At 37.3% G+C, this 13065-nt stretch carries 17 protein-coding genes; all 17 read right to left on the bottom strand.

Annotated features, from left to right (window positions below; translation table 11 throughout):
* Window positions 1-335 precede the first annotated feature (335 nt).
* The 17 genes from GXP70_RS07935 to GXP70_RS07860 all read right to left on the bottom strand — a co-directional run bounded on the left by GXP70_RS07935 (window position 336) and on the right by GXP70_RS07860 (window position 12918).
* Window positions 336-665 (bottom strand): hypothetical protein, encoded by a 330-nt coding sequence (locus tag GXP70_RS07935; protein WP_162355951.1) that lies wholly within the window; start codon window positions 663-665, stop codon window positions 336-338.
* 478 nt (window positions 666-1143) lie between these two features.
* Window positions 1144-1239 (bottom strand): putative holin-like toxin, encoded by a 96-nt coding sequence (locus GXP70_RS29770; protein WP_225442716.1) that lies wholly within the window; start codon window positions 1237-1239, stop codon window positions 1144-1146.
* A gap of 342 nt (window positions 1240-1581) precedes the next feature.
* Window positions 1582-1962, bottom strand: a complete 381-nt coding sequence (locus GXP70_RS07930) for a retropepsin-like aspartic protease (protein WP_162355950.1) — start codon at window positions 1960-1962, stop codon at window positions 1582-1584.
* Window positions 1963-2205: a hypothetical protein gene (locus GXP70_RS07925; RefSeq protein WP_162355949.1), complete on the bottom strand. Its 243-nt coding sequence runs from the start codon at window positions 2203-2205 to the stop codon at window positions 1963-1965.
* 213 nt (window positions 2206-2418) lie between these two features.
* Window positions 2419-3099 carry a hypothetical protein gene (locus GXP70_RS07920; protein ID WP_162355948.1) on the bottom strand — a complete coding sequence of 227 codons (681 nt, stop codon included), beginning with the start codon at window positions 3097-3099 and terminating at the stop codon, window positions 2419-2421.
* 262 nt (window positions 3100-3361) lie between these two features.
* Complete coding sequence (locus tag GXP70_RS07915) at window positions 3362-3760, bottom strand: hypothetical protein (RefSeq protein ID WP_162355947.1); 399 nt, start codon at window positions 3758-3760, stop codon at window positions 3362-3364.
* Window positions 3761-3926: 166 nt separating this feature from the next.
* The gene (locus GXP70_RS07910) at window positions 3927-4478 is read right to left on the bottom strand and encodes a DUF6998 domain-containing protein (protein ID WP_162355946.1); all 552 of its coding nucleotides are present in this window, start codon (window positions 4476-4478) and stop codon (window positions 3927-3929) included.
* A 122-nt stretch (window positions 4479-4600) separates the two neighbouring features.
* Complete coding sequence (locus GXP70_RS07905) at window positions 4601-5029, bottom strand: hypothetical protein (protein WP_162355945.1); 429 nt, start codon at window positions 5027-5029, stop codon at window positions 4601-4603.
* 239 nt (window positions 5030-5268) lie between these two features.
* Window positions 5269-5838 carry a hypothetical protein gene (locus GXP70_RS07900; RefSeq protein WP_162355944.1) on the bottom strand — a complete coding sequence of 190 codons (570 nt, stop codon included), beginning with the start codon at window positions 5836-5838 and terminating at the stop codon, window positions 5269-5271.
* 178 nt (window positions 5839-6016) lie between these two features.
* Entirely contained in the window at window positions 6017-6832 is an 816-nt protein-coding gene (locus GXP70_RS07895) for a hypothetical protein (protein WP_162355943.1), read from the bottom strand.
* Window positions 6833-6930: 98 nt separating this feature from the next.
* Complete coding sequence (locus tag GXP70_RS07890) at window positions 6931-7416, bottom strand: hypothetical protein (protein ID WP_162355942.1); 486 nt, start codon at window positions 7414-7416, stop codon at window positions 6931-6933.
* Between the two features lie 177 nt (window positions 7417-7593).
* Complete coding sequence (locus tag GXP70_RS07885; protein ID WP_162355941.1) at window positions 7594-7800, bottom strand: hypothetical protein; 207 nt, start codon at window positions 7798-7800, stop codon at window positions 7594-7596.
* Between the two features lie 1536 nt (window positions 7801-9336).
* On the bottom strand, window positions 9337-9780 hold the full coding sequence (locus GXP70_RS07880; protein WP_162355940.1) for a GNAT family N-acetyltransferase: 444 nt from the start codon (window positions 9778-9780) through the stop codon (window positions 9337-9339).
* 235 nt (window positions 9781-10015) lie between these two features.
* Window positions 10016-10756, bottom strand: a complete 741-nt coding sequence (locus GXP70_RS07875) for a glucose 1-dehydrogenase (protein ID WP_162355939.1) — start codon at window positions 10754-10756, stop codon at window positions 10016-10018.
* A 67-nt stretch (window positions 10757-10823) separates the two neighbouring features.
* Window positions 10824-11138, bottom strand: a complete 315-nt coding sequence (locus tag GXP70_RS29540) for a hypothetical protein (protein ID WP_192043428.1) — start codon at window positions 11136-11138, stop codon at window positions 10824-10826.
* Window positions 11139-11355: 217 nt separating this feature from the next.
* Window positions 11356-12120, bottom strand: a complete 765-nt coding sequence (locus GXP70_RS07865; RefSeq protein WP_162355938.1) for a Nif3-like dinuclear metal center hexameric protein — start codon at window positions 12118-12120, stop codon at window positions 11356-11358.
* 210 nt (window positions 12121-12330) lie between these two features.
* Entirely contained in the window at window positions 12331-12918 is a 588-nt protein-coding gene (locus GXP70_RS07860; RefSeq protein ID WP_162360358.1) for a chloramphenicol phosphotransferase CPT family protein, read from the bottom strand.
* Window positions 12919-13065: the final 147 nt, after the last annotated feature.

Raw genomic sequence — 13065 nt, 5'->3', positions numbered from 1 at the left:
GCTCCAGGCTTCTTCGGCCATGCCCTCACAAATGTGTCTTGTCTTGATCTTTGATGTCCCTTGAACTTCAATGTCACTTGAACTTCGAAGTCTCTTGGACTTCGATGTCTCTTGAACTTAGGAGTGTCCGATAACGTTCGTGTATTCACGACGCCTCACCACCTTAAGTCACGAAGTGGCGGCCGCGACGCGGTTAGGTGGTGCGGGTGTGTCCGGCTGAATCTACCCTCGTCTCTTCAACATCGGTCCGGACCAAGGGGCGAATGCCCCGCAGCGTGAATATGTTGTTATACGTAGTTGCACACTTCTTGATATACTATCAAACTTCTTTCCAATCATTTTCCTATTTGTATATCATGTATCTTCCCCTTTTGTTCTAACCACTTAACTAATAAATTTTGTATCCTAAATCTTTCTTCTAAAATAAGAGTTTCGCTGTGATTGGATTTAAGATAATACTTTGTTTTAATATGTTCAGTTTCCCCAAAGACTAGTATGTCTAAATAATCGACTCCAGGCATTTCAATTGCGATTGGAATAATGTATTCATCCTCAACATAATAAATAAATCCACCACGACCATGTGTTTTTATATGAAAGCCAGGAACAGCTGATTCTCCTAAATCATTTAAAATTGAATTGAAAATATATGAGGAGTTATTCATATAATTCTCCCTCCTTCTATTTTTTGCTCTGTGCAATTACGTATAACGTTGTTGTGTTCACGACGCCCGACGTAGTCGGGTGTGTCCAGCTGATTCTACTTCCCGAAATGCCTCTGCCAGACCGAAGGCCGGATGGCCTGATGCTTGAATACGGTGTTTGACGAAGTTAACACTTCATTGAACTGCTCACACTCAATCTTTCAATAGTCTTTCAAATGGTCCTTAAACTCTTTTTATAACGCCTTAAATTGGCCTTTCAAAGTTGACTCACTTATCGCCTTTATATTGTATTCAAGTGTTTTCAAATTTCTTTAATACACGCTTTGCTGATTCACTTCTTTTCCAATTGTGTTATCATATTTCTAAAGAAGCCGAGTGCGGCTAACACTCGGCTTAACAATTGGCTTGGATGGGTTTATCCCTTCTTGGTCGAATGGACATAAAAACCCACCTTTGGCGTCAACCTTGGGGTGGGTTTTTACTTTCTCTTGTTGTTAGAATTGATGTATGTTAAAAGGACAAGGATAAACGACCGAAATAAAAACATGATCGTCAATGCATCCTTTACTTCCATGGCCTCACCTCCTTTCGAAGGGGAACCATGCCCACCCAAGATTCAATTGTCTTCCCCATTGCACCATTATCTACCACTAAGATAGAGAACAATTGTTCGATGCTTTAATTAATATTGAACTTGTTAATTTCATCTAACGTTCTTGTGTTCACGACGCCGAGAGGCTTAAGGCCATGAAGTGGCCGGCTGCGCTTGCGTAGTTCGCCTCGCAGGTGTGTCCGCCTGAATCTGCTTCCTTGAAATGCATCGGGCGGACCGAGGGCCGAATGGCCCGATGTGTGAACACGGTGTTAGGTGAAGTTCTATCTCTTCTTTGAAATGGATAAAAAAAATCTGCAATAATTATTGCAGACGTTTTAGCTCTAAGTTGAACAGATCGATATTAAATTTGCCATTTAATAAAATGTCGAGCCCTAATAATCCATTGATGTTGTGATACTTGAAGGATGTGAAATCTAGTTCAACATCCTTTAGAATAAAATCTCCAATTTCAATCGACTGTACGGTTTTGATAAAAGCGTGTTCTTCTCCGCCAATCCCGAAACTTGTAATAAAATGATCTTCTTTGGTTGCTCTGATGTCAATATCATCTACTGCATCTTGAGAAATTAAGGAATGGCTTGCACCTGTATCAATCACAATATTCTTAATTAATTTACTTTTACCATTATATTGAATGGTTATTTCAGTAAAAAGAAGACCTTCTCTAAATTCAATTAGCATTTAAAGATATCTCCTTAAACCAACGTTTTTACGAATGAACACTTCAACTTTATCTCTTGATGTATGAAAAACAAGGGTTCTGTTCTTACAATTGAGTAATTCACGAGTAGCATCCTCGTCCTTTACTGGACCAATTAAAGCAATTTCATCAATTATTTCTTTGTTATCCTGTTCCATTGAATTTAAAATTTCAAACTTCACCCATTGATCAGGATATATGTTTTGGGCTTCTTGCCATTTCACGTTTGATCCCTCCAAACGTTTTGATTTCATTGTATCATTATTCGGTTTGAAAAGCCCTAGATAGAATTTCACCTAACGTTCTTGCATTCTCGACGCCCACCGGAGTCGGATGAGTCCGGCTGATTCCACTTCCAGGCTTCTCTACTTCGGTCCGGACCGAGGGGCGTCAGCCCGGTGCGTGAATGCGGTGTTAGACGAAGTTCTATTGCCCTCTCAGTCAATTTTACGGATATTCTCCAGGATCTCATTTGTAGTTAATAGATTTTTAAAAACGATCAAATTCGAAAAGGGAGTATGTAAGTCAGGAGCGATCCTAAATTGATGCTTAATAGTTTTAAGCGTTTCAGACAATCTTCTTTCAAAGTCCAAATAATTCAAATTCCTTGGGAAAACCATAAATGTATCGAGCCATTTTATTCGAAAATTAGAGATAATAATATCAATATCCGGATATCTGACACTTCTATACGAGAAATAAGGAATTTTCCGTTCATCATTTATATCCCAAAAATAACTTAGTCCATTCCATCCTTGAAAGTATAAAGGAAAGCTATATTGTGGTATTTGACTATTCTTTATAAGAGATTTATAAATTCGTGGAATAACTTTATAATACTCACCAGTCTCCCTATCAGCTATTATTCTCAAGTGATTCAAATGAGTTTTATATATCCATCCAATCATATTTTTATTTACGCTAAGAATTGAATCGGGTGGGCTATACGTCTTATTTATCTCCAAAGCTAATATTTTACCGGCGTCATCATAAATACTTAATTTTGAATTGCAATCTATGCAAACATCTTTTATTACTTGTTCATGATCAATAAGAGCGGATTTAAATAACTCTGCTCTTGCAGTGTTTAGAATTGGTTTGCCAAATGCAACTTCCATAACTGACTTTGATATTACGTGTTCCTTTGATAACTTGTCGTTTCGAAGATCACCACAATAAATACAGGGTTTGGATTGTATGTTTTTCACGCCTTTCGCAATAGAATTTCGTCTAACATTGTTGAATTCTCGACGCCCGACGAATGTCAAGTGTGTCCGGCCGCACCCACTTCCAGGCTTCTCAACTTCGGTCCGGACCGAGGGCCGTATGCCCGATGCGTGAATGCGGTGTTATATGTAGTTGATGTCATCTTCGAATCCACTAAATTGTTTCTTTAGATTGCTTTAGTTCCCGATGAGTTTTCATTCCAATTAAAATTATTACTAGACCTAATCCTATAAATACTAATGAGTCATTAACCTGCTTGAGTAAGTTATTGTTCCATTTCATTGGACTAAACGGTACAACCACAATTGTAAATATGGCTAAAAATAAAGATAACTGCCTGCCTCCTCTTAATCCAAAACTTATATATCGATTTCGACTAGTATTCGTTTCTAAAATGAATAAAAACAAATCATATAAAATGAACCAAAAGCCAGCCAATGAGAAACTGAAAATGAATTTGAATTCAATCTTTATTACATCCATAAGCTTCAAAAGACCAAGAGAAATATAACCTATCCCAAGATATATAATAATTGAGATTGTTGATTTCAAAATATCCCACCTAAAGGAACAGATATAAATACATTTACAGAAATTACATATAACGTTGTTGCGTTCTCAACGTCCGAAGGAGTCGGGCGTGTCCGGCTGCCTCTACTACCTGGCTTCTCAACTTCGATCCGGACCGAGGGCGAATGCCCGATGCGTGAATGCGGTGTTATATGACATTCCCCACTTCATCGAATAGACTTAAAAACTCCCTTTGTTCACTCGATAGTAATATGTCTTTATTGATGTTTTTTGGGTATATTTCGCCTTGTTCCCATATTGATTTAATAATACTTGTTGCAGTTCCGATTTTTACTTTCCTATCCTTTAGATTCTCTATTACCTTGATTGTGTTAAACAAATAAATCCTTTTAATAAGCCACGGTGCATGAGTTCCCTTTGAAGATCCCAGTGAATAATTTTCTTGGCCAGTCAAAACGAGATAGTAATCCGGTAATCCGTTTAGGTTTATATCTAGCATTCTTGAATCTTTGGTATACCACTTAATATTTACAGATTTGCCTTGAAGGGGCTCATTATTAAAATATCCATCAATGCCTTTTGAGTTGGCCATTTCTTGAAGAGTAATATTAAAGATTCTTGAGGCAATAAATTCTCCTGTATGACCAAGTATCGCTGGTCTCCCTAAAATTGATGCAATTTGTTTATCTACTTCATTTTTTTGTTTGAGAAGCTGCGCTAAATATGACAGGTTTTGCATTTAGGTTTTTCCTCCCTTCAGGCACTTGGAGAATGTCATATAACGTTGTTGCATTCTCGACGCCCGACGGAGTCGGGTGTGTCCGTCTGATTCCACTTCCAAGCATCTCAAACACATTCAAATTATCTTAATTTCTCTTCAATTTCCAAATTTAACTCTTTAAAATATTCAATTAATTTTTCTGATTCTTGTTTAAATCCATTTGAGTAAGAAACGGATGTCCCATTAGATTTTGTATATTCAAAACTCAAACCTTTAAATCCGCCTCTCGGCCCGACATATTTAGTTATGTTTTTAGCGGTTTTGAATTCTTCTAACCTCTGCTTTCTTTGGATTTCCATTTCCTCTAAATATTTTTGATCAATTATTTCCAAAGAAGACCAAAGTACATCTAGAGAACCTAACCCAGGAAAATGTACTCCCGTAAAATTATCGTTAGCTCGCGACCAAATCCCATAATTCCCAATTGTATAACCTTCAGTTCCAGCCACAAGGCCATTGAGATATTGTGTTAAATCAACAGTTAGTTTTACTTGAATTCTCTCATGCACTTTGTTTTGTCCCTCCTTAAAAATAATCACTGGGTAATGTCATATAACGTTGTTGTATTCACGAACCCGAGAGGCTTAAGTGAACGAAGGGAACGGTCGCCAGACTTAGCCTCGCAGGGTTGTCCGGCTGAATCTAACCTCGGCACTTCTACTTCGGTCCGGTCCAAGGGCGTAAGCCCGCAGCGTGAATACGGTGTTATATGATGCCAAATGCATTCTTTGAGTTACTTGCAATCGTTTTATTTATACTTGTTTGTAAGGAGCTCTTCATATCCTATTATGTTTTTATATTTCTCTAGAATCATCTCGTAAACTCTAGATTTCAAAGAAATGTATTCCTCTGTTTTAATAAGTACGTGTTCACCAAAATCATTTCTATTGTCTCGACAATTAATATTCTCGTAATAGTATTTCAACAATAGCTCTCTTAATGTAAGTACTGAAGAATAAGTTTTCCCATCAATTTCAGCTGCTAGGTCTAGCAACTCAGAATTAAGCTTGTTTATGTCAGAAACATTATCTTGCCCCACTTCTTCCTTTAATCTCCATAGAACATTACTCAATTGAGATAATTTTCGGATTTTTATAGGTAGACCATCAAATGATTTTTTTACTTCCTGTAGTTCTGTTGTCAACCACACCGAGGTTAAAGTAAATACTCCACCCACAATTGATCCGAGAAGTCCGCTAACATATTGGGAATCTAAGTGGTTATCTTTCATCATTTTGTAAGTGAAAAACACAAGGAAAAGAACAAATAACACTAATAAAATACTTACCAGAACTATCTTGAATTTTTGAAATATCATCATCGAGCCACCTTAATTTATTGTTTGCATGAGGTTTCATATAACGTTCGTGTATTCACGACGCCGATCCCCCTTAGATAGATCTTATCTTAGGGGGAACGGTGTGTCCGACTGAAATGTCTCCTCGAAATCCCTCAGCCGGACCGAGGGCCGAATGGCCCGAAGCGTGAATATGGTGTTAGACGATGTCATCAATCTGCTTCTTGAAGAAGCTATCTCGCACCATTTTTTCAATTATTTCTACGGAATTACTAATGGTGTCTTTAGCCTTTTCAAAATATTCGGTTGTAACGATAATTTCGTTATCAATAGTTTTAATTTCTTTTGGTAGCAGCTTTACAAAATCATCTCTTACCTTACCCGTATTATGAGCAATAATATTTCGAATCAAATAAATTTCAGAAAGTGTACTTTCTAGTTCATCCTCAAATTTTACATTGATTTTGTTTTTTAAGTATTCAATGTATTCTTTTAACTTAAAGTGGCCGATCTTGTTTAATTCTTTATTCATAATCAATTTTAATGGATCGTTCAAATTATCAATGACTTCCTCATAACGAAGTGTTTCATTGCTCTTAAGCATACTTGGCTTTAAGTGAAATAATTCATTGAATACTGATGTAATATACGTTTCAAAGGCGCCCCATAGAAAAACAACAAGTACAGAATAAAGATATGTATCTAAAATGACATGTTCCTTATGAGTGAAATTCATTACTCCACTAAGAAACTCAAATTGATCTTCATTAAGTTCGACTGCCACCAGTTTTTCATTTTTATTTTTACTTTCCTTACTATCGCTTGTTCCGTTACTATCTTTAGCTTCAGATAGTTTAGAAACAATTCCTTCTAGCTTTTCTATTTCTGTTTCAATGCTTGCTATTGCAACAGATTTCAATAAATTGGAGCGATAAAAACTAATTTGAAATTTAATATATGATTGAGAGCCTCCAGCATATCTTTCTTCATAACTTTGAAATCTCCCTAAGGTCATTGATAATTCTTCCTCTCTGATTGATGATTTCGTCTAACGTTCTTGTATTCACGAACCGGAGAAGCTTAAGGCCCCTTAGGGCCTGGTGGCTCCGCCACTTAGCCTCGCAGGGTTGTCTGCTGAATCGGCTTCCACGAAATGCCTCTGCGACGTTTGATTACATCACTTAAAAATTGCACTGGTTCTATATGGAATTTATCTAAATGTAAACGTGAAACTGCTAATGACGTGGTTTTACCATAACTTTGTTCATATAACGTATAATATTTATTAAAAACCTCATCAGCTGTAACAACATCTTCTATTAATATGTCCCTAATAAATTTTTGGAATTTATAAAATGATTGAATATATTGCCGAATGTAAAGTCTAATGTCTACGGTGTCTCCTGCCAGTTTTAATTCTTCAAGCACTTTTTTCTTGAATTTACTATCATTCTCAATATCCTTTAATCTTAAAGTTGGTACAATTAAGTGTTTTATTCTATCATCAACAGTTTTACTAGTTTTATGTGAAATCGCATGTATAGGTAGGCCTCTATGCTGAACATAATTTCTTATTGCTTCCATAACTCTATAACCCATAACATTGTCATACTCATTATTTTTAAGTTTCTCGAATACGGTTACTATATCTGGTTTATCAATACAAACCATCTTTAAATCATGAACAATACTATCCAAGTACATTTTAGATGTGGTGTCAATAAGTAAATTATTCTGCGGTTTATCCTATGTATTTCATTCACATAAAGGGTCCATTCAACACTGGCTAGAGGAATGACTAAATTCGATAATGATATTTCCATTATTTCCTTTTCTTTCGACTACAAAGTTAAGTTTTTCTTCCATATATAAAAATATCTGCAGACTAGTCTTTGCCACTTTAACATCTTGATAATCTTCCGGTTTTATTTCAATAAAAGATGATGGTTTTCTTGGATCATATAAGCAATATTGTTCTGTCATAAAAGTGCTCTTAAAAGTGCTCTTAAAAGTGCTCTTAAAAGTGCTCTTAAAAGTGCTCTTAAAAGTGCTCTTAAAAGTGCTCTTAAAAGTGCTCTTAACTGGTATTGTATCCCATCTTTGGTGGATTGGCACTTTCTATCTTCATAAAAAAGCGCCGCGGTGGCGAAGGGGGTTACCCATTTTCTCGCTTGCTGGCGCGACTAGTGTATTCTGTTCTTCGTGTTGTTGATGCTATCTTAATATGTCTTTAATATGCCCTCGAAGGTTTCGGATAACGTTGTTGCATTCTCGACGCCCGACGAATGTCGGGTGTGTCCGGCTGCATCCACTTCCAGGTTTCTCAACTTCGATCCGGACCGAGGGCGACAGCCCGATGCGTGAATGCGGTGTTAAGCGATGCCCCTGACCTCTCGAATTACTTCCACAATCGCTCTTCTTCTTTCAAATGAATCCAATTTTACTTCATTTTTCTTCCAATTTGTTCTATTCGTTATCGCCTTTAAATGTCTTTTAAAAATGCCTTTCAAATGAAATCCTTCATCTGGTCTTTCAATCTGGTATTTTAATGATTCTTTCCAATTTCTCTATACAGAGATGAAGAGCATCAAGGTTCTCGATGCCTAGAGGCTAAGATTCCCTTAGAATTTAAAGGTCTTTTAAGTCGAGTTTGTCATAAAGAGTGTGGAGCGCATCAAGTTTGCGATGCAATAATAGAAGAGTCTGTTAAAATGATGTCATTCCAGGGGTTTCGCTTAACGTTCTTGTATTCACGAACCCTCACTGCCTTAAGTGATCAACGGGAACGGCCGCGATGCGGTTAGGCTGTGCAGGGTTGTCCGGCTGAATCCACCCTCGGTACTTCTACATCAGCCCGCAGCGTGAATACGGTGTTAAGCGATGTTGCCTACTTCTTTGAAACACCTTCAAATTGTCTTCCTTTATTTTAGTCACTTACATCCTTCCAAATCTTTTGAATGACATGAGGTCCATAATCTTGTGGATACAAAATGATTGCGACACTTATAGTTATTAAAATAATTAATATCCAAATAAAAACAGTAGAACTTCTTGCCCTATTCATTGAGATTCTAATTCCTATTAGTATTATCACTATATTTAATAGAATAGTAGCCGGCAGAGATATGATTCTTCCTAGCCCGGTATGTGGATAGAATTTCAATAGTAAATACATGGTTATGAAAGTCGGTATAAAAAGCATTGTAAATATAAGTGTTCTAATTGTTAAAGATTTCAATAAGGCTCCTCCATAAAACATATTACTTAAATGGTTCAATTATTGCCCTATACATTTCTTTACTTAAGATTTCGCAATTTCGCTTAACGTGCTTGTGTTCACGAACCCGAGAGGCTTAAGGTGACCAAAGGGAGCCGGGTCGAAGATTTAGCCTCGCAGGAGTGGTGTGGCTGAATCCGCTTCCCCGAAATTCCTCGGTCCAAACCAAGGGCGAATGCCCGCCGCGTGAATACGGTGTTAGATGATGCTGCCTCTTCTTCGAATCTACTTTCAAGTGCTTTTTACATATTTATTATGAATCCAGTCTTCTTACCTTTTATAAATCCACTGCTTTCATAAAATTTATGTACTTCTTCACGATGGGAACCGGTCATTAACATCAACTTATAACAATTCTTCAATTCAGCAATTTCCTTGGCCTTTTCTAAGGCCATTCGCCCAAACCCATGTCTTCTATAGTCTTGATGAGTTATTACATTCTCTATTAATCCATATGGCCTTGCATTTCGAGTGAGGTTTTTAATGATAACTAATACACAAGATGCAACAATTACCTCATTATGTTCAATAACTATAATATTCATATTCTTATCATTTAATATGTCTTTCCAATGTTCATATAAGTCTTTACATCTATTCAATTCAGGATCACTAGGTTGAAGGAATTTATACAATATTAGAAGATCTTCTAATTCTTTTTCTTGGATTAATCTAGCTTTTGTCACTTTTGGGCACCTACTTCTTTTTAGGCTTTAGGCAGTTTCATCTAACGTCTTTGTATTCACGAACCCTCACTGGCTTAAGGGCGCCAGCCCAGGTCCGATGGACTTAGCCAGTGCAGGGTTGTCCGGCTGTCACTACTTCCTCGAAATACCCCTGCCGGACCGAGGGCCGGATGGCCCGATGCGTGAATACGGTGTTATGCGCAGTTTCCTCCTTCCTTGATATACCTAGAACTTCCTATTCTCCTGCAATTCTTCCTCCATCTATCACTAATGATTGACCTGTCATAAACGAAGATTTATCAGAACTTAACCAGCAAATGGCTTCTGCTATTTCAACTGGTTGCCCTATACGTCCCATTGGATGCAATCTATCTAAACTTCTGGTATTCTCTCCTACCCAACTTGTTTTTATTGTACCTGGACAAACGGCATTAATTCTTATACCGTTTGAAGCATATTCAACTGCTGCTGTCTTGGTTAAACCAATTATTCCATGTTTGCTTGCCACGTATGCAGCATGATGTTTCAGTCCTACAAGTCCTGCTATTGATGAGGTATTCACAATAGATCCATACCCTTGTTTCTTCATGAATATGATCTCATGTTTCATACATAACCATGTTCCTTTTAAGTTTACTTGTATTACTCTATCAAAATCTTCTTCCGAATATTTTGCTGTCTTTGATCCGATGCATATGCCTGCATTATTAATGGCAGAATCTATTCTCCCATATTCATTTATACATTTTTCTATCGATCTTTGGATTTCAAATTCCTTGGTAATATCGGCTTTATGGAAGACAGCTGTCCCTCCCTCAGCTGTTATTAATGATATTGTTTCTTCTCCCCCACACTCATCGATATCAACCATAAATACATTAGCTCCTCGTTGAGCTAATAATTGTGCAGTTGCTCTTCCTATACCTGAACTCCCACCAGTTATGAAGGCTATCTTATTAATAAGTTCTTTCTCCATAGAGATTCACCTATTCTTTGTTTGTTTTGATGATGCTTTAAGGAAATTGCGCATAACGTTGTTGTATTCACGAACCCGAAAGGCTTAAGGCGCGGGTCGAAGACTTAGCCTCACAGGAGTTGTCTGGCTGAATCCACTCCCCAGAAATCCCCCGGTCCAGACCAAGGGCGTAAGCCTGCCGCGTGAGCTTCTTACCAGCAAAATAGTCAAATAGTTGATTTTTATGTTTTTGTCTACTTAATACCGCATCAGCAATTGCTATTGTCAAAACAGTGTCGTCCGTAAATCTGGTAAATCTGTTAAACAGACTAAATTCTGTAGATTTGTTATTATGCCATTCAAATACTGAGCCAATTACGTCTCCAATTATGGCGCCTAACATAGATTCTCCTTGGTTTTAGATTTGCCCCGATTTCCTATAACGTTCTTGCATTCTCGACGTCCGACGGAGTCGGGTGTGTCCGGCCGACTCCACTTCCAGGCTTCCCTACTTCGGTCCGGACCGAGGGCGAGTGCTCGAAGCGTGAATGCGGTATTAAGCGATGCCGCTTCCCCTTGAATTACAATCATTCTTGTTATACAAACTATATCTAATTTAATTATCCAATTACCTCAATATGCTCTTCATAAAGCTGTGATAAATTAATTTCTTTAAATTCAGATTTTAGTTTTTTCGCCAAAGCTTCTACACCAAATATTTCAGTAAAGGTATGACTTCCTACAATCATATTCATATTAATGAACTTCGCATATTGAACTGAGTATAGCGTCTTTTCTCCAGTTATGTAGACATCGCAATTATTATTCAAGGCTTCTCTCAATTGATTCGTTCCATTCCCTGCTCCCGTTATCATACCTACTCTTCTTATCTCTTTGTCGTTATTCTTTTGAACGTATACGCTTTCACCTAATACAGATTTCATTTTCTCGATAAGTTTTTCTAATGACAGCGGGGAATCATACTCTCCAATACCAATTGCACTTCGCCCTTCATATTGATGAGATTGTTGTACAATGTTATTTATTCCTAACGCTCTAAACATTGAATTGCATGTTCCAAAATCACTATAATCCAAAGGCAAATGCACAAAAAAGTGTGCAATCTTGTACTCTCTTAATAGCCTGATACATTCTTCTTTCATTCCATAAACGAAATTCCAAGCATCATGATGCGTGATAATTAGTTGAACATCATTACTTGCAGCCTGCAATACTATCTCAGGAGTAATGTTGGTTGAATAGCCTATTCTTTCATAATAATCTAATGAAAAGTTGTGAAAACCATATTCTTCTTTTTCTTCAAAGTCTGTAAAGAGATGGCCAAATAAATTAAACATATACGCCCTGAATTGTTCAAAAGTCATCCTAGACATCTCCTATTAATGAATAAATAAATTCAAGCGGTTTCGTCACGACGTCCAACTCCCTTAAGCCCGAAGGGCGGCCGCGACGCGGTTAGGGAGTTGAATGTGTCCGACTGAATATGCTTCCCCTGAATCCTCTTCTAACTTCTACCAGACCGAGGACCGAATGGCCCGCAGCGTGAACATAGTGTTATCTGAAGGTTAGGGCTTCTATGAAACACCAACACTTCTTTTATTTAACTTCTTAAAAGCAGAATATTCACGATTTGATCTAATAATATTTAATATCAAATTGGCACATTCATCCGGACTCAAGGTTTCAGTATTTAGTTCAAGGTCATACTCATTAAGGCAATAAACTTTATCATACTGTGAGATTGCTAAACCAATCTCTCTATCTCCCCTTAGTTTCTCTCTCCTAATTAGCTCCTCTTTCGAGCAAGTTACTCCTACAAGCAGTACAGGATGATCCATTAATAAACCTAGAAATGTATTAAATCGTTCGTCAGTATCATTTACTGTATCTACAACGATATTCGTTCCCATTACCGACATAAATTTAATTGTTGAATAAAACAAAGTAATCAATGGTTCAATAATTATATGGGTCGGGCCTTGCACATCTTCTGCATATTTGGTGTTAATGAAATTAATGTAGTCATGAAACAATCCATTAAAAAAATCATCAATTGATAAATGATAAAACGAGATTTCATTTTGGTTTAATAGTTCAGTCGATATGGAAGTCTTTCCGGAACTTGAAGTTCCATTTAGAAAAACTATTAACCCTGGCTTCAATTTAATCATCCCTTCAAAAATAATCATTCCGTATCTTTCAGATAACGTTTTGGTATTCACGAACCCGAGAGCCTTAAGTGAGCGATAGCGAACGGGTCGTCAGACTTAGGCTCGCAGTGGTTGTCCGGCTGAATTACCCTCGGCACG

It is taken from the genome of Paenibacillus lycopersici, assembly GCF_010119935.1.
GTDB lineage: Bacteria > Bacillota > Bacilli > Paenibacillales > Paenibacillaceae > Paenibacillus_Z > Paenibacillus_Z lycopersici.
This window is presented reverse-complemented; position numbering and strand designations above follow the sequence as displayed.

Excerpts from the sequence above, each read along its gene's own strand:
- GXP70_RS07875 (WP_162355939.1), bottom strand. The coding sequence starts at position 10,756 with ATGGAGAAAGAACTTATTAATAAGATAGCCTTCATAACTGGTGGGAGT.
- GXP70_RS07865 (WP_162355938.1), bottom strand. The coding sequence starts at position 12,120 with ATGACTTTTGAACAATTCAGGGCGTATATGTTTAATTTATTTGGCCAT.
- GXP70_RS29540 (WP_192043428.1), bottom strand. The coding sequence starts at position 11,138 with ATGTTAGGCGCCATAATTGGAGACGTAATTGGCTCAGTATTTGAATGG.
- GXP70_RS07910 (WP_162355946.1), bottom strand. The coding sequence starts at position 4,478 with ATGCAAAACCTGTCATATTTAGCGCAGCTTCTCAAACAAAAAAATGAA.
- GXP70_RS07900 (WP_162355944.1), bottom strand. The coding sequence starts at position 5,838 with ATGATATTTCAAAAATTCAAGATAGTTCTGGTAAGTATTTTATTAGTG.
- GXP70_RS07920 (WP_162355948.1), bottom strand. The coding sequence starts at position 3,099 with ATGGAAGTTGCATTTGGCAAACCAATTCTAAACACTGCAAGAGCAGAG.
- GXP70_RS07885 (WP_162355941.1), bottom strand. The coding sequence starts at position 7,800 with ATGACAGAACAATATTGCTTATATGATCCAAGAAAACCATCATCTTTT.
- GXP70_RS29770 (WP_225442716.1), bottom strand. The coding sequence starts at position 1,239 with ATGGAAGTAAAGGATGCATTGACGATCATGTTTTTATTTCGGTCGTTT.
- GXP70_RS07935 (WP_162355951.1), bottom strand. The coding sequence starts at position 665 with ATGAATAACTCCTCATATATTTTCAATTCAATTTTAAATGATTTAGGA.
- GXP70_RS07930 (WP_162355950.1), bottom strand. The coding sequence starts at position 1,962 with ATGCTAATTGAATTTAGAGAAGGTCTTCTTTTTACTGAAATAACCATT.
- GXP70_RS07895 (WP_162355943.1), bottom strand. The coding sequence starts at position 6,832 with ATGACCTTAGGGAGATTTCAAAGTTATGAAGAAAGATATGCTGGAGGC.
- GXP70_RS07890 (WP_162355942.1), bottom strand. The coding sequence starts at position 7,416 with ATGGGTTATAGAGTTATGGAAGCAATAAGAAATTATGTTCAGCATAGA.